General features: G+C 38.4%; 16 protein-coding genes, 1 tRNA gene and 1 pseudogene. 5 read left to right on the top strand and 13 right to left on the bottom strand.

Translation table 11 applies throughout. The features are described 5' to 3' along the window. Positions 1 to 7 precede the first annotated feature (7 nt). Complete coding sequence (locus ACXAEO_RS17370) at positions 8 to 2,344, bottom strand: ATP-dependent helicase (RefSeq protein ID WP_474884262.1); 2,337 nt, start codon at positions 2,342 to 2,344, stop codon at positions 8 to 10. 307 nt (positions 2,345 to 2,651) lie between these two features. On the opposite strand from ACXAEO_RS17370, the gene ACXAEO_RS17365 reads away from it, so the two are divergent. Then, positions 2,652 to 2,927, top strand: a complete 276-nt coding sequence (locus ACXAEO_RS17365; protein WP_474883280.1) for a hypothetical protein — start codon at positions 2,652 to 2,654, stop codon at positions 2,925 to 2,927. Positions 2,928 to 3,131: 204 nt separating this feature from the next. Here ACXAEO_RS17365 and ACXAEO_RS17360 read toward each other — a convergent pair whose 3' ends face one another. The 10 genes from ACXAEO_RS17360 to ACXAEO_RS17315 all read right to left on the bottom strand — a co-directional run bounded on the left by ACXAEO_RS17360 (position 3,132) and on the right by ACXAEO_RS17315 (position 11,805). Next, entirely contained in the window at positions 3,132 to 3,806 is a 675-nt protein-coding gene (locus ACXAEO_RS17360) for a DUF421 domain-containing protein (protein WP_474883279.1), read from the bottom strand. A 214-nt stretch (positions 3,807 to 4,020) separates the two neighbouring features. Continuing rightward, positions 4,021 to 4,446: a GNAT family N-acetyltransferase gene (locus ACXAEO_RS17355; protein WP_474883278.1), complete on the bottom strand. Its 426-nt coding sequence runs from the start codon at positions 4,444 to 4,446 to the stop codon at positions 4,021 to 4,023. A gap of 6 nt (positions 4,447 to 4,452) precedes the next feature. Next, positions 4,453 to 4,965, bottom strand: coding sequence for a YjcG family protein (locus ACXAEO_RS17350; RefSeq protein WP_474883277.1), 513 nt, complete (start codon positions 4,963 to 4,965; stop codon positions 4,453 to 4,455). Positions 4,966 to 5,185: 220 nt separating this feature from the next. After that, positions 5,186 to 5,914, bottom strand: coding sequence for an alpha/beta hydrolase (locus ACXAEO_RS17345; protein ID WP_474883276.1), 729 nt, complete (start codon positions 5,912 to 5,914; stop codon positions 5,186 to 5,188). A 399-nt stretch (positions 5,915 to 6,313) separates the two neighbouring features. Further along, on the bottom strand, positions 6,314 to 6,796 hold the full coding sequence (locus tag ACXAEO_RS17340; protein ID WP_474883275.1) for an N-acetyltransferase family protein: 483 nt from the start codon (positions 6,794 to 6,796) through the stop codon (positions 6,314 to 6,316). Between the two features lie 139 nt (positions 6,797 to 6,935). Continuing rightward, entirely contained in the window at positions 6,936 to 7,493 is a 558-nt protein-coding gene (locus tag ACXAEO_RS17335; protein ID WP_474883274.1) for a PilZ domain-containing protein, read from the bottom strand. 72 nt (positions 7,494 to 7,565) lie between these two features. Continuing rightward, complete coding sequence (locus ACXAEO_RS17330; RefSeq protein WP_474883273.1) at positions 7,566 to 9,113, bottom strand: GAF domain-containing protein; 1,548 nt, start codon at positions 9,111 to 9,113, stop codon at positions 7,566 to 7,568. Between the two features lie 14 nt (positions 9,114 to 9,127). Continuing rightward, entirely contained in the window at positions 9,128 to 10,288 is a 1,161-nt protein-coding gene (locus tag ACXAEO_RS17325; RefSeq protein WP_474883272.1) for a DUF342 domain-containing protein, read from the bottom strand. Positions 10,289 to 10,302: 14 nt separating this feature from the next. Continuing rightward, positions 10,303 to 10,698: a hypothetical protein gene (locus tag ACXAEO_RS17320; protein ID WP_474883271.1), complete on the bottom strand. Its 396-nt coding sequence runs from the start codon at positions 10,696 to 10,698 to the stop codon at positions 10,303 to 10,305. Between the two features lie 327 nt (positions 10,699 to 11,025). Further along, entirely contained in the window at positions 11,026 to 11,805 is a 780-nt protein-coding gene (locus tag ACXAEO_RS17315; RefSeq protein ID WP_474883270.1) for an arylamine N-acetyltransferase family protein, read from the bottom strand. Between the two features lie 194 nt (positions 11,806 to 11,999). Between ACXAEO_RS17315 and ACXAEO_RS17310 the strand changes: the two genes are divergently transcribed. Further along, positions 12,000 to 12,072 (top strand) — tRNA-Val (locus ACXAEO_RS17310). 131 nt (positions 12,073 to 12,203) lie between these two features. Here the strand turns inward: ACXAEO_RS17310 and ACXAEO_RS17305 are convergent. Beyond that, positions 12,204 to 13,334, bottom strand: a complete 1,131-nt coding sequence (locus ACXAEO_RS17305; protein WP_474883269.1) for a tyrosine-type recombinase/integrase — start codon at positions 13,332 to 13,334, stop codon at positions 12,204 to 12,206. Positions 13,335 to 13,473: 139 nt separating this feature from the next. On the opposite strand from ACXAEO_RS17305, the gene ACXAEO_RS17300 reads away from it, so the two are divergent. From ACXAEO_RS17300 to ACXAEO_RS17290, 3 genes are all read left to right on the top strand, one after another. Further along, positions 13,474 to 14,622, top strand: a complete 1,149-nt coding sequence (locus ACXAEO_RS17300) for a phospholipase D-like domain-containing protein (RefSeq protein WP_474883268.1) — start codon at positions 13,474 to 13,476, stop codon at positions 14,620 to 14,622. Between the two features lie 25 nt (positions 14,623 to 14,647). Then, positions 14,648 to 15,415, top strand: coding sequence for a hypothetical protein (locus ACXAEO_RS17295; protein WP_474883267.1), 768 nt, complete (start codon positions 14,648 to 14,650; stop codon positions 15,413 to 15,415). A gap of 100 nt (positions 15,416 to 15,515) precedes the next feature. Continuing rightward, on the top strand, positions 15,516 to 16,619 hold the full coding sequence (locus ACXAEO_RS17290; RefSeq protein WP_474883266.1) for a DNA cytosine methyltransferase: 1,104 nt from the start codon (positions 15,516 to 15,518) through the stop codon (positions 16,617 to 16,619). Between the two features lie 212 nt (positions 16,620 to 16,831). On the opposite strand, the pseudogene ACXAEO_RS17285 reads toward ACXAEO_RS17290, so the two are convergent. After that, positions 16,832 to 17,029 (bottom strand): annotated as a pseudogene (locus tag ACXAEO_RS17285) (very short patch repair endonuclease); the annotation flags it as partial. Between the last annotated feature and the right edge of the window lie 85 nt (positions 17,030 to 17,114).

Genomic DNA, 17,114 nt, shown 5'->3' with positions numbered 1-17,114 from the left:
TCTATTTTTAATTTGTGACAATGGGGCGTTTCGCTGTTTTCGTGAGAAACGGTTTAATAAAGCGCGATGGATAGGCTGTTTTGCCGCGCCGTGTTTGCAGGACCGACAAGTACAATGAATGTTGGGCACGGGTCATGGCAACATACAGTAAGCGGCGCTCTTCCTCAAGCGGTTTTTCTTCGCCGTTTCGATACGCTTCCAGTGCATAGTCGTGGGGAAGACCGCCGTCTACAGTACCTAATATATATACATACTTGTATTCCAATCCTTTTGCTCGGTGGATTGTGGAAAGCTGAACACTGTCGCGAAATTGCTTGCTCAGTTGTTTCATCTCTTTGTTCATCGCAATCATATGGTCTGCATGCTCAATTAAGTCAGAGATTCGTTCGAACTTGCGAGCCGCTACTTTTAAGTCGCGGACATCATCAGATCCTTTCTCCATCGTATTTCCTTCGTTTCCGCGCTTTTTAACAAAGTCGTCAAATCCCATATCTTTTTCAATCATTTCAATGGCCATAAGCGGTGACATCGTCTGGAGCGAGGTAAACAGCGGGACGATTTTTTTAAGTTTCTTTTGCTGAAAGGGCTGTAAATTTTCTAAAAACGTTAAGGCTTTCACGAGCGACACATCATTTAAAATGCTGAAGGCTTTCACGTCATTCAATGCTGATTGTTTTAAAAATAAAGACATCAGCACATCTTGCATCGCTTTTGTATCGTTAGGGTTCAGACTTAAGCGCAGAAAGCCCAGCATGCTACGTACAATTCGGCGCTGATAAAACGATTCCGTGTCCTGCTCCATTGTAAACGGCAAATGAGATTGGGTTAGTCGTTCAAATATAGCCCTCGATGAAGAGTGTGTGCGATATAAAATGGAAAAATCGGAAGGCTGCGCCCCTTGTTGGATTTTCTCTTTTATGTCTGTGACAATCATCGTGGCTTCTTCCTCTTCGTCATAAGGGAAGAATAAAACAGGATAGTTGTTGTTATCAAACTGTGCGAACATTTTCTTTTCATGCCGCTCTTTATTTAAAGCAATCACTTTATTAGCAGAGGCGACAATATTGTGGGCAGAGCGGTAATTTTCACTCAATGTAACCGTTTTGGTGCCAGCAAAGTCGTGTTTAAAATTCAGAATAAAGGAAGGGTCACTTCCCCGGAACGCATAAATACTTTGATCGTCATCTCCGACGGCACATATATTGGCCGAACCAGCGCTTAGCATCTTCATAATTTCATACTGCACTTTGTTGATATCTTGAAACTCATCAATTAAGAAATAACGAAGCCGTTGCTGGTAACGTTCAAGAAGAGAAGGGTTCTCTTGTAACATCGCATAACAGCCATACAGCATATCATCAAAATCAAATAGCCCTTGTTTCTGTTTCGTTGTTTCATAATGCTTGTACAAATGGTGAACGCGTTCTTCCCATTGATCAGCAGGGCGAACATCTCGAACGCCTGTTAATGTATTTTTCCAGTAACTGATTTGCTGCAAAGCTTGGTCATAGGCAAATTCCCGTTCATCTAAGTGAAGTTCCCGTCCCGCTTCTTTCACGATTTGTTCTTTTTGCCAATCCCATTTGAGCAGCCGTTCCATGTTCCACGCTTCAGGCTGAAAATGGGCAATCATTTTATAAAAGATGCTATGAAAGGTACCGGCTACGAGCTTTTGAACAATGGCTGCGGACATGAAAGGATAATGAAGCAACCGTTGCTTCATTTCTTTTGCCGCTTTTGCCGTAAAGGTTACAAGCATAATGGAACGCGGGTCAATCCCTTTTTCTTGAATCATATACGCGGTTCGGGCTGTGAGTACCCGTGTTTTTCCGCTTCCTGCTCCCGCTAAAATAAGGAGCGGTCCTTCTGTTGTGGAGACAGCATTCCATTGGTGAGCATCAAGGACAATGCCTTTTTCTTGCAAAGACTGCATATAGTAGGAAGTGTCGTCTGTTGTCGTAATAATACGTTTTTTAAAAGAAGGAAGGGAGTCAATAGGTGTAGAATTTTTCCATTCAATGGGATTTTCATTGGGATGCCCTCCGATGGAACGTGATTTTGGCATCCGAAATCCGTTTTTTATCGTATATTCTTCCTTTTCTTCATGAACGGCCGTCATCGTATTAGCGGCTGTATGGATTTCTTCGCACAGTGGCCGGTTATGTGGAGACGCTGCATGATAAAAATGAGGAGGCTGTTCAATTCCGAGATAAAGCCGGACCTGTTCGCCGCAATTTTCGCATAGAACCTCTTCACGTAAACAAGCTTCATGAATAAGCTGATATCTTTCGCGCGAAAGGGCAGCTAGTGTAATCTTTTTCGTTTTATGGACGGCGTGTGTCAGCAATGGCAGCTTCCCCCTTTCGTTAATGTGACATGTATGCATGAAAAACTGTTTGACCAATTAGAAGCATCAAACAGGTTCGTCGTGGAATGATTAATCTCAAAAGACGACATTCTCTTTGGGCGCAGCGATGAATTAATTTGAGCCAAAGAAAAGAAAAATCGGTCTCCAGTAAAATTCTTTTTAAGGAACAGTCAAAAACTATCATATCAAAACGTATCTTATAGTAAAAGACCTGGAAGAATGTTTGTAGCAATCCCTATGAAGGGTATAAAACTTATATAGACAGAAAGAGGAGGTTAAACAGATGGGATACATTTTACCAATCCGTCCAGAACAATATACGCAATATGCCAACCGTACGCTTCCTATGAAGCATCAATATCAAAAGCTGACGAAAGTCATCGGTCCTAAAATAGCTGCAGATTTAGAACAGCCAAACCAACCATTTGAGTTTGCTTCAAAAAATGAACGGAGAATGGAAAAGGTGGCGCCGAAGAAAAAAGTATATGCAAGTGAAAAAGTCGAAGAGATTTTTGGGCAAATAACTGGAAAAGGACGTCTCATCAACGAAGTCATTTGATGAATTTTATAGAAAAGAGGATTGTGTCATGCAAGTAGAGCAACAATCTGAATCATGTCAAGATGCCATTCAATGGCCGTCATCTATTCAGCTACAGAGAAAAAACTTCAAACCGTAAAAAGCCGCTTTCTATCCATCCCTTGAGTTCGCAAAAGGTGGTCATGAAAGCGGTCTTTTTTGTGACAAGTATTCAAATAATGGGTGTTAATAAGTTTCTACGTATAAAGAGTTTCCTTCTTCCCATTCTGCGTACAGCACTTGTGAATAATGATTGATTCCCTTTTTCTTCAGCTCTTTTTGTAGCCACACTTCATTTAAACCGCTCGTATTGAGGTTGTCTTTCAGTAATCTTCCATCACTAATAAAAGTAAGAGGGAGAGCGGGAGGCTTGTTTGGCATATGATGATCGCCTTTTGTTGGAGCCGCGTACTCTGCTTTTTTCAGTAAGCTGACGGTTCCATTCGTTTCTAAAATCGCGTATTCAACTTCTCGCAAAGAAAACGCATCTTTTGCCCGCAATAAATGCTGAAGCTGGTCGATGTCCAAATGATTTCTTTTCAGTTCGTCATAGCGAATTTTCCCTTTATAAATGACAATAGACGGTTTGCCCTCTAAAAATCCCCGAACACGTATATTTTTTTGTGTTACCAATTCGGTTGAATAGATCAGGAGCCCCCAAAAAAAGACAGCAAACAAAATTTCTGTTAATCCAATTTCATGGTCGTAAAGAGCATTTCCGACAAGCTCACCGAGTACGAGAGCGGAAATGAAGTCAAAGGTCGTAATTTGAGTAATGGTCATCTTTCCAAGAAATTTCGTTAAGAAAAATAAGCTGAAAAAACCGACGAACAATTCCAGTGCGATACGTAGAAAATCCATATGCATTCTCCTAAATCCCGTAATTACTATATAGTTTTGTACGGAATGCCCCATTTTATCAAAAATTAGGTAAGAATCGATGAATTTTAAGGGGGATCAAACTTAGGATATATAGTAGGGAAAGGGCTTTACAAAGCAAACAAAAAAGACGCGAAATTTCTTTCGCATCTTTTTTTGAGCAGTAGGATGAAAAGTGGAATGTTAGTTCAACTGCTTACGTTAACGTTTTAACCATTGTGACATGCGGGATGCCGGCATCTAAAAACTCGCCTGAAATGGTTTCATAGCCAGTTTTTTTATAGAAGCCTTCTGCGTGTGTTTGAGCGTTTAGCTTCAACTTGGAAGTACCTTGCTGGCGCGCGATGTTTTCCATTTCATTCATAATGATTTTCCCTGCACCGCTTTTTCGGTGGGAAGGCATGACGCAAATGCGCTCAACTTTCCCATATCCATCAACAATACGGAAGCGTCCCGCTCCTACAGGCTGCTTTTCATCGTATAACACCACATGAATAGCTTCCGCTTCGAATTGGTCAATTTCTTCTTCAACAGGAACGTTCTGCTCCTCTACAAATACTTGTTTTCGAACATAAAAAGCATCGTGTAATTCTTGTTCAGTAGTTGTTTGTTTAATAATCAAAGTTGTCTATTCCTTTCCAAATCGAAATGTTTCATAAACTGTCCATGTTTCGTTTTCAAGCTGATACATAAGGTGGAATCGATCCACTCGTTCTGAATGAGAGATGTCGGTGAGCTTTAACTGGCTGTATACGTCAAGGTGCTCATCGTCGGAAAGGCCTTGTCCAATTGTAATATGTGGAACAAAGGCGTATGGAGATTGCTGTAATAAGCTTCCTGTATGCAGTTCATTGTACAGTTGTTCCAATGCTTCCGTTTTTTCTACTTTGAAATACAGGACATTGTTAACCGGAGAGAAGGAACTGACTTTCGTTACATTTAAATCAAACGGTACCGCTGTTTCCGCTACACGTGCCAATTCAATGGAAAGCTCTTTAATTTCATTTTCAGATGCTTCGAACGGCTCTTTTAATGTGAGATGCGGAGCAATTAAGGCATAATGTTTGTCATAACGTTTTCGGTATGAATTTGCTGCGTCTTGCAATGATTTTGATGGAAATATAACAACTCCAAATTTCATCGGTTTTCCTCCCCATTCGTAATCTAGATAAACATAATTATATCAAATTTTCAAAAAAAACGCAGGTGCCTATAAATCAATCTAACCATGTCGGCACGGTCAAAGAGTGCTCATGCCAAATTTTCTAGACCTAAGCGATATTCAGGCGGTCTACAGAACCTCTTGTGATTAAATAAATTACATGTACAGATAACAATGAACTATTTGGATGAAAGCGTCTTTATATCGGCAATATTTCGGTAAGAGCCCGTTTTAAGTCAGGTTGCCAATACTTCCATCGATGGTCGCCTGCAAATTCTTCATAAAAGGTATGAAAAGCTCTTTCTGTCAGCAGTGAATGAAGCTGTCGGTTCGGCGTTAAAAAGTCTGCCGAATGGCCATCGGTCATTTGAACATTGGTTTCTTCAAGGCCAATGACGTGATAGAGGTCAAGTAGTTCAGGCTGTTCAAAGGATGCGACTTTTTGTAAAAGCGAATCATTCACAAATGGCGAATGCATGATGACTTTTCCGAACGTATGAGGATATGTAAGAGCCGCCAAAAGAGAGGCTGTTCCAGCAAGAGAATCGCCTGCTAATGCACGAGCTTTCCCAACTTGATAGGTCGGATAACGCTCATCGAGAAACGGGATAAGTTCGTGTGCGAGAAAGCGAATGTACGCACCATGTTGCTCGCCATTCGGATGATATTTCTTCCTTCTTTCTGAGACAGAAGAATACGGAATACCACAAAAGATAGTATTCGGTATATGTCCTTGGGCGGACAATTCTTCTATAAGACGGGGGATCCTTCCAAATTTATAGTAATCTTGGCCGTCTTGAGCAATTAGTAATGAATATTTATAGAGCGGAGAAAAAGATGCAGGTAAATAAATGATTAAAGACATCGTTTCCTGCAGTTCCTCGCTGTACAAAGAAAGTTCTTCAGTTTGTCCGATTTTCCTGTTCATTTGAATCACCTCACTTATGAAAGCGCTATTTTCATTTTACCATATTGTGAGAAATCGTGTCTGTAAATCTCTATTGCCATGACGAGGGAAAAAGTGTTCCAACAAGCAGAAGCGTCTTGCTCAGCAGCTAATGATATGTAAATACTGTAAATGATCTTTTAAGTTTTTATTGGAAAATGGCCCAACGCTTCGCAGACAATATAAAGATGTGTCATCCTATAAATAGCGTCGAAGAAAAAGGGGAGAAGAAGATGAGTAATCTTGATGATTTAGTCGCAAGTGTCGCTGCATGCGCTGCGAGCCGGGTTGCTCATCGTTCTCGTGATGAGCTGGAAGCAAACACGAGAGATGATCTATCAATAGAAGAATGAAGGGACACGGTCTGTCGATGGTGTCCCTTCATTCTTCTTGTAATTTTAACTCAAGAAGGCGACTCATGCCTTTCATCCCTTGTTTTTCATAAAAGGAGATGGCCTTTTGGTTGAATTCCCATACGTTGAGCTGCAGGGAATGGGCTTTCTGACCTTGCGCCCATTTTTTCGTGTAGTCAAATAAGCCGGAACCGATTCCGAACCGGTGGTACGACTTTTTTACGCCAAAATAGTCCACAAAAGCTATGCACCGCTCTTCTTGTTCAGATGGGGAAGAGGAATATAGAAGTTCAATAAAGGAATACCCGATAATGAAACCGTTCGTTTCGGCTACAATTACTGTGTGGTAAGGGCTGGAAAGATAAGAGCGAAATTTATAAGGGGACATGGATGGTTGATGAGGAGGAAACATTTCCGGAATCGCTTTGGAATGAATATGGTCTGACTCGTTTAGTATAGGTAAAATCCCTCCATAATCATAAATCGTCGCTTTACGGTATACTACTTTCATTCGCATAACCCGCCTCGAAAACTTAGTCATGCTTTATTATATGCATCACGGTTTAGAATGTTTTCCAGCATCTTCAAATGAAAAGGTGCAGCGGTTTCCAAAAGAAAAACGATGAGTCGCTCATCGTTTGACCATCTTCTTATTCTGCCCGCATCAGCTGATGCTGTAATAAATATTTCCTTAGCGCCAGCAAGCCTTCTTGGCTAATGAAATGAATTTCAGAGCCGTAGCGAAAGAGCGAGGCTGGAAGTTCACTCATATTACGCAGTTTCACGTTTGCTCGAATGCTTCGTTCTTCATCAATCGAAAACTGCAATTCGTAAATCGTGTCTGTTTTTAATGGAACAGAAGCAATAAATCCGAAGCCGTTAATGCTGATGTCAACTACATTGATTGGCATACGGGATGCTTTCGGTGTCGAAAGAATGCCCTTAATTTCGCAAGGGTGACGGTAAAATCGCCTTCGCTCATTTGGGGCGTTAGCTTCGTGCAATGAGAGGTACAAGTATAAATTATAATCTTCTTTTTTTAAAACAAACGCATGAAACGATTTATTGTTAAAAAAGCATGTGACTCGATCTCCTGCCTGAATGCCTGTCACATCTTGCACAACGATATTCATCAGTTCCCCCTCAATATAATGAAGACCTGCTGTCATGCTTTTATGATCTTTTGTTAGAAGAGTTATATATTCCATTGAGATCTCCTTTTAAACAGCCGCCATTAGAAAGGAAGGCAAGGCTTGAAATGGCAGGGATAAATCATTATTTTACACCTCTACAAGGGGATGTAAAGGTTTTTGATCCATATGATAAATCAATGGCGTAATATTTCGTGTAATCGTATCAATTAAGACGATTTCTTCTTCTTTCAAGTTTTCATTTGTTTGTGTCACAATTAAGTAACCGTAAGGAGGGGCAATTTTGTCTTCTCCAAGCCATTCACAATGGGTGTGAATAGGAGCGAGAATAACCCCGCAAGATTCTCCGAGCTTTTCAAGGAAACATGGATCTGGAAAATAGGCGTCAAGGTGGTCAGAAAAAAAGTCATAGAAAATTTCACCACGAACGAGCTGGTGGATATTTTCTCGAATAGCAAAGGTTTCTCCTGTAAGATGTAAACCTAGACTAGCGGCTACTTCATAGCCGTTTCCATAATTAAAAGCAAAAAAGGCTTTTTTCACACCTAATCCGAGCTCCAATGTACTTAATGACAATTTTAGTAATTCTTCTTTTGTGCGGCAGGAATTAATGGTACGAATTAATCGATTATATGTTTGTAAAACATGCAACTTCGATTCTGCATTTTGTTTTTGCTTTTGCAGTTTGTTAAACAATTGCGCATTGTTTAAAGCAATATACGTAGAGGAAGCTAATGTTTCAATAATTTCAAATGTCCCGCTATCATACAGTTGTTCCTGCCGTGAATGGCCGAGTGTAACTAATCCAAGCAATTTTTCTTTTTGAATGAGAATTACATATTCAGCGTCCAATTCTTGTAATTGAGCTGGATTTTCTAAGAAATCTTCCAGTTGATCCTTCTGTTTGTCAATATGAAGAACAATCCGATCCGTTACTGCATTAGGGTTCTTCACGTTCAATTGCGCATACTTTTGTTCAAATGAATGGACATTTTTATACCCTCGAATTTTAATAAGATTCGTTACCGGGTCGTATATGCCAAAGCTTGTGACACCGCTGCCCGAAATTTCACTAAATACATCTGTTGCCATGTCGTATAAAGTAGGGGCATCCAATTCTGAAAGCAACGCTTTAATGCTTTGATTCAACACAAACAAGTTAAAAATCTTCCGGTCCAACTCGTTGTTTACTGCTTGAAAATCGAGAAGACGCTGGTTGTTTTCAAGGGAGGCATTGACTAAACGCATTAAAATGTCGCTATTAATATGGTCATCTTGCGAAAATTCTCCCACTGTTTTTCCATTTGTCACCATGAAGCCGATTAACGCCGTATTGTTAATAAGCGGAATGACGTATTGTGCTGAAAAGTGTTGAATAAACTCTTCTGGAAAGTATTCTACCAACTGGTTTGTCGACAAGACACGCCCGTAAAAAAGAGGGAGGTTGTCTAATTTTTCTGTTGTCTCAACCGTATATTCCTCCCAATCATAGAGGCGATTATGAGTAAGCACAAAGCGGTTGCCTTCTCGTTTGAAAAGAGCGTTTTTTTGTAACGTAAGCAATTCATTCGCAAATTCAAAGGAAAAATGGAATAACGTATCGAGATCATATCGTTGTGTAAAAACTTCAATCGCCTGAAGCAAAATTTCATATCGGTATGATTTGTCAAAACTCATTCTCAATGCTCCTCTTATTCGTATTTCAGTTCTTTACCCATGGCATAAAAAGTCCCTTTTGATAAGCAATCCAACTTCTTTTTCATGTTTTTAATCTCAATGTAGGTCTCCGGATAAGCTTTTTGCTCGATGGAAATTTCCCCGTCCCCTTTAATGCTTAGCATGGCAGCTAATACTTTCCGCTGCTCTTCCAACTTGGAAATTTGCTTGAATTTTACATCATAGGTTGCTTTCAGTTCGTCAAATTTTGCCTGTTGGGTAGCATTTAAATTTTCGGCAAAGCTTTCAAAAATCTCGATATGCCGATGAACTTCTTCAAATTCTTGGAGCACTTGTTTATAAGTTTTCAGTAGATGATTGAGCTGTTCTTGTATTTTGTCACGTTCAAAGCCTTCCACTTGAATGAACGTCTTTCGTTCCGCTTTATTGCCAATTTCTGATGCAAACACTTTACCTTGTGCCACGATATGTCCGCCAATGATTTTTCCTTTTGCCTGTTCGGTAATCACATTTCGGCCAACCAAGGTACTTCCAATTGAGTAAAAGCCGATATGAATGTCTCCTCCTGCGTGTAAGGCGCATTCATTCGCATGTTTCACATAAATATTTTTGGCCGCTTTAATGACGCCCTCTCCGAAAACACCGCCTTTAATGAAAATGTCTCCTTGTAACGATTCAATCGTGCCGACTTGCCTAATCCCCATCTCAGATAAAATCGATACGTCCATACCCGCAATAACCGAAAAGCCTTCCTGAACCGTTCCGTTAATTGTGACAGAGCCGTCAAACTCAATGTTTCCTGTCCCGATTCCTACGTCGCCATCGATGATCAAGTGATTGGCAATGGAAAGCTTGCCGTCTTTTTTAGTAACAGCACCTTTCATTTTAGCCCGTAACACAATTTTCCCCTTTTCTTCTTGTTCTGAAATAGAGTTCGTGTCATAAATAAGGCGCTTATCACTGCCTTTTCGAGCTTTCAGTTCTTCGCCGAGCACGTTCATGCCGGGTACGCCTTCAGTAGGGGCTATTTTTTCACCTACCCATGTACCTTTTTCCACTTCATCAATGAAATTCATATCATAAAAGTCGGCTTTTCCGGTTTCGCTAATCGTCGGTTTTCGCTCTGATAATTGATAATAGCGAATGACGGCATCACTGCCATGAATCGGTTCCATTCCTTGTGCCACAACTATGTTTTTTCGGGCACAAGCTGCTCAGCGATAATCTCCATTAAGAGGCCTTCCGTAACGCCTTCTTCTGCAAGTGCTTGAACGACTTTCGAGGGGAGTTCTTTTTTCAATTGTTGGAATTCATCATCAGTTGCATTTATTTTAATGCTTGCGCTCATTTTATCTTTTGAAACGGTACAAACAACTAAGGGGAGATATTGCCCGATAAGCGTATCTTCATTTTTCGCTTCTTCAAGTGCTTTTTTTAAATCTAGAAATGAAGTAAGAGAGATTCTTGGATAACTTTCAATGACTTTATTAAAGTCGGTGAGTAAAAAGCCTGGCGCCAAAACAGAGATGTACACGGATTCATTTTCGACCTTTAGTTGAAAGAATTCATTTTTTATCAGTATCATGCTGTGTCACCTTTCCTGTTATTTCCTAATAAATGAAAATGCTTTACATTCTGAATGAAAATATGCTCGCAACTGGTTGCCCTTACATATTTTTTTAGTAAAATATCGTATGGTTGAATGCTTCATTGATGGTTTTGTATGTTTTCGACCGGTCGGTATGAGTTCACGTTCATGCATACATGTATTGTTATAGGTAAAAATCATTATATGAAATGAAGAAAAACGAGGCTTATGTAGGATTTTCCTAGAATATAACATGTTTTTCGCTACTATTGTGGGAATCCATCAATTTTTTACACTTTTTTAATATTTCCCTTATATCATGCTCTACAGCATAACAGCCCTTGCCAAATGGCAAAGGCTGTTATGGTAGTATAATTTGGAAAAATATTCCAATGCAGTTGTAATTTCAACATCTTGTAAAACTTGCTTTCTTTTCGTTTGGCCCTTCGTCTCAATAAAGGCATTTCCTGATAAAGTCAATCGGCCATGTTTCGTGGCCATCGTCGTCAAGTTCGTTTGGGTGAAAGGAGAAGCGGGGGACGTTTGATTAAACTCGCACATCGGGGCAAACTGTTCAAGTCGTTTCACTTCGGATGTGAAACGGTATTTCGTTTTCCACGCACTTTCTAGCCTTTGCAGTTCATAGGTATGATCGCCGACAAGTTGAACGCGATAGCGACCGCTCGGATCCTCGACTATATCGCTAGTAAGAGGGACTGGCTTACGCACAGAATCCCCAAAGCCGACATCCACTAAATATGGCTGATCGAGGTGCACAAGAATGGCTGCATGACTATCCTTAAGTGCCCATGATCCATCTTCTTTTTGAACAGTCGCCGAAATCAAATGAGCGTCAAATCCAAGCTCCTCCAACAAGAAGCAAAACAAACCGTTCAGTTCATAACAAAAGCCACCGCGATGATTTTCTACAACCTTTTTGTAAAAGCGCTGCACATCTAGAACAATCGGGGTCTTCCTAATCACATCCAAATTTTCAAACGGCACATGCAGCATATGCTGCTCTTGAAGATCGCTCAAATAAGCCAACGTCCTATCAGTACGTTTCTCACCTTTAAAACGATGCAAATAAGCTGATTTATTCATTATCTCACTCCAGTTCTTTTACAAAGAGTGTAACAAACAACAAGCCACATTGACCAACGTAACAATCTTTTAAAAGATAGTTGACAAACCTTACAAACGCGAATATACTAGAAACAGTTACATAACAACACATCACGATTCCGTAGCTCAGCTGGGAGAGCGCTACCTTGACAGGGTAACAGTCTTTATATCGTGAGCGACTAGTTCAGTTGAGAGAACGCCGTGTTGACAGCGCGGAGGTCACGGGTTTGAGTCCCGTGTCGCTCATAGCCTTAAGGCACTTTCTAAGAAATTAGAGAGTGCCTTTTTTATGTTCTTTTTCAATAGAATATTCGTTGTAAAATTCGGTGTAATTTTAACGCGGTGTAATTTTGGCGTAATGAATTTGAAAATGAGTTTTATTCGAACAATTGTTCGAACTTTTCTGCTGCATCATATTCCATTGAAGGTAGTAAATGTGAGTACGTATCCATAGTAATTTTTATACTACTATGACCTAATCGTTCGGAAACTACCTTCATTTGAACTCCTGCCAAAAGCATTAGTGTAGCATGTGTATGCCTTAATGAATGGAAAGATAATCTTTTATCGTTTGAATTTTCCTCAAAGATTTTACTTGCTTTCAAGGTATTTCTGAATATACGGGAAAGATTATCTACACTTACGAAACGTCCATTCTGGGTAGCAATCACTAAATTGTTATCTTCGTATTCGTTCGTTTCTTTCTCATACTCTTGTATCTGTTTATATTTAATGATATCTTCTTTCATCTTTTCCGAGATTGGTACAAATCTACCGCTTGATGTTTTAGTCCCATCTTGCAGATATTTATCTGTTCCCATATTTTCTCGAATTACTCTTCTTTTAACATTAACCATATTTTTTTCAAGATCTACACAATCCCATTTTAAACCAAGTATTTCACCACGACGCAGTCCAGTATGGGCAGCGAGTTTAAAAGCAAATGCATACCTTGTATAGGATTCTGCAAAATTCAGAAATTGCTTTAATTCATTTTGATTAAATACTTTAACCTTTTCATTTACTTCACGAGGCTTTTCAATTCCGCTACAAGGATTGTAATTTAACATTCTCATTTTAACCAAGTCACCAAAGAATTTATTGATCACATTGTAATTTTTCTTTACAGTGGAACTACTTAGTTCCTTTTCATATAAAGAGTCTAAAAATCTCTTAATATCAAGTGGTCTTATTTGGAGAACTGTTTTATTTTCAAAGAATGGTTTGATATAGTTATCTAGACATCTTTGATAAACTCCCCTAGTGTTGTCCCCTAGATTTCTTCTACCGTCATGCCATTCTTGTATGTAATCATTAAAAATTTCTTCTACTTCATATTCTCCATTTTCCATCTTTCTAATTTTTTCTTTTTCTTTTAATTCTGCCACAAGTGCTTCACCTTCAGTCATAAAGCCAGATTTCTTTCTTCTTTCACCCTTATACATAAACTCATAGTAATAAAGACCTTTTTTCTTTTTTGCTCTATCCTTATGCTTTCTAACAACCATTTTATACACTCCTCAAAATTGGATTATCATCATCTTACCAGCGCGGTGTAAAAAAGGGAAGATATCTTTAGTGAATTGGTCCTTATTTTTTCATTACGATTTTGCTACAATTGCATTATAGAGAATGGGGGAGATATCCGTGTTTTTTGATAGGCAGAGTCATTCGCAACAGAGGGAATATGTAGATATGCTACGAGTAGTTGGTTCACTTTCAAATCTGTTTTCTGAAAGTACAACTCCATACCTTTACTATCGAGCAGCAGAAAATATATTTTGTAGAGCATTTCGAGCAAACAATCTTTCACGTGGTGATATTTCCTTTGATGCTTATAAAGGTAATGTAGGTATTGGTCTAAAGACATTTATGCATGGTAATGGAAGAAAATATGAGAAAGTTGCTGAATTTAATAGAGATATAGACAGATTCAGAGGGGAAGATCCACGAGAAATTATCCGTGTTATTTCCTATTTAAGAAATGAACGTATTTTAGCGACCTTGCGCGCTCACAATACAACGGAAATGATTTATCATATTGTGACACGAAAGGAAGGGATATTTGAAATACACGAAGAAGAAATGCACCTAATCGATTTTGACACACTACAATTCGATAGAGGTAAAACAACAGATAAGAATATCTTCTTCCGTGATAGACATGCTGAATATAAATTTTATATTGCTAAAAGTACACTATATAAAAAATTTATAACTGAAGACCCGCTTGCAAGTTTTGAAGTAGAAATCTTAGACGATCCATTTGACTTCCTATTAAGTGAGCAGGCAAGTTCACATTATATGGTTCATGAAGGATACGAAGAACAATTTGAATCAATTGTATTACCTTTATACTCTGCTAAATCAGGAAGAGTTGAAGAGCGTAGTGGATTAAATCAGTGGAATGCACGTGGAAGGGTAAGACACGTAGACGAAGTTTATATTCCTATTCCTAAATGGATACATCGTCAATTTGAAGGATTTTTCCCTTATGACAGACACACTGATGAAAAAGGTTCTTTCAACTTAATACTACCTAACAACGATGTACTATTGGCAAGTATCTGTCAAAGTGGTGGTAAAGGATTTATGTCAAATCCAAATAAAGATTTAGGTAATTGGATATTAAGGACAGTTCTACAGGTTCCACCTCATCATCTAGTTACAAACGATGATTTAGACAGAATAGGTATAGATTCTGTAATTGTTACTAAAATTCAAGATGATTTATTTAGAATTAACTTTGCCACTACTGGAACTTACGATGAATTCGAAGATGAGTTTAAAAATTAGTATATAGGTGTAGGGAGGGATATTTGTGACCAATCTAAAAAAAATGGAATTATTTGAGATTCACAAATTCACTAGTGTTAGAGAATTTAATAACTTTGGAAAGTTAGAAAGAGATTATCTAAATGAGAGTTATAAATTTGCATATAATATGAGTTTTACTGAGGAAGGACATCACAGACGAAATAGATCTGGTGGAAAAGAGAGCAGAACGAATGTTCAAATTTTTTGTGACACCTTTAATGGAAAACTTGGGGAATTCGCAGTTTACCAATATTTTCTTTCTAAAGGTGTAGAAGTTCCCGTCCCAGATGTAACTATAATGGGGGAAGGGGAATGGGATAATTATGATTTTGAAGTAAAAGGGATGAAGATAGGAGTAAAGACAACTAAGCAGATTGGTCATCTATTATTACTCGAAACAAAAGATTGGAATGATGAAGGTCAATACATTCCAAACATTAAAAATGAAAACTCGGACTATGACCATATTATTTTAGTAAGGATAGGTACAACAGTTGTACAAGAGATGAAAAAGAAGCATTTATATTTTAATGATGAAATCGAACAAAAAGTACTTAACGAAATTCTTAAAAAGTCTTCATATAAATTTGATATTGCAGGATATGCTGATAAGAATATGTTGATTCAGGCAATACAAGAAAAAAATATTATCCCTCAAGACCATTACTTACAATCGGAATCAACACAAATGGATGCAGAAAATTATTATATTCAATCTGGTGATTTATTCGAAATAAATAAACTAATTAAACAAATTCTTTCCAATAAATAATAGTGTTTGAGGGGCAGCCAAAATCGACATTTTATGATAGAATAGGTAATTATAACTCAATTTCGAGAACATATATTCGATTGTGGTAGGAGGTTTATAAATGCCATATACAGTTTCTTCACTATTTGCAGGAATTGGTGGAATAGATAAAGGTTTTGAACAAGCAGGAGCCCGTATTATTTGGGCAAACGAAATGGATAAGAATGCTTGTATTACTTATGGAGCAAACTTTAACCACGAATTAAAGAAGGCAGATGTTCGTGATGTTCAGGCAGATGAAATGCCTGATACAGATATTATTACTGCAGGTTGGCCATGTGTCGCATTCTCTGTTGCAGGTAATAGACACGGTATGAAATACCAATGTCAAGATTGCGATCTTGAGCATTCTGTATCTTATGATGAATACATCAATGGAGCAGTATGTCCAGAGTGTGGTGGGCATACTGAGGCAAAAGATCCTAGAGGTACATTATTCTTTGATGTTATTCGTTTTATAAGAGCAAAAGAACCTAGAGCAATCTTTTTAGAAAATGTTAAAAACCTAAGAGGACACGATAACGGTAACACATTCAGAGTTATAGAGCAGATGCTCCGGGAAAGTGGATATCACATTGATAGCAGGGTAATGAACACAATGGAATATGGAAATATTCCTCAAAATAGGGAACGTATCTTTATTGTAGGCTTTAGGGAAGAGGAGGCTTTAAACAATTTTGTTTGGCCAGAACAGATTCCATTAACTAGATCAATTGATGATATTCTTGATCGTAATGAACAGCAAGATCCCGCTTATTATTACACTGCTACTAGTCAGTATTACACTATGATACAAGAAGCAATGACTAGAAGAGATACTGTTTACCAATTAAGAAGGGTATATATAAGGGAGAATCAATCCAATGTTTGCCCAACTCTAACAGCCAATATGGGCACCGGTGGCCATAACGTCCCGCTGATAATCGATGATTGGGGTTATAGAAAACTAACTCCACGTGAAGCATTAAGATTTCAAGGTTTTCCAGTGGATGACGATTATCGAATTCCAGAAGGAATGGCAAATAGTCACCTTTATAAACAAGCAGGCAATGCTGTAAGTGTTCCAGTTATCCGTCGTATAGCAATGAATTTCATTGATGCACTTAATACAGTTTATCAAATAGAAGAAGTAGAAGAAAACGAACCTATAAGAGTAACAGTTTAGAGACCTTTCGGGGTCTCTTTTCTACGAGACACGATAAAAATTGAGGTAAAATCTGCCTTCTGCTTAGAGTTATATTAAGGTTAAGGAATTTAAATGGGTAAGACTAAATTATGTTGAGCCTTTCTTATAAAATTGCCTATATCCTCTATAACTTTATCCAAATCATTCTTAACTTCATGTTTTCAAATCCTTTTTATATTCCAACCCTTCTCTTAGTAATAATTATTAACTTCTTTATCCCGTTCTTTGTTCCGCCCCAGTTTTTTCTTCCGATAATCAGTATTGCTTTTCGGCATAGTTGCATGTTGAGAACATTGATGCCAAAAACACGAGTCAATAAATATTACGATCTTATATTTCTTAATTGAAATGTCAGGCTTTCCAAACAATCCTTTCGTATTTCGTCTAAAACGGAAACCTTCCTTCCTCTGGTTTTAATATCTGTTAATAAATGTTAATGAACAACCCGCAGGAAGAGGGTAGTGGTGCGTATTT

It is taken from the genome of Bacillus sp. ABA4_010, from assembly GCF_056159105.1.
This window is presented reverse-complemented; position numbering and strand designations above follow the sequence as displayed.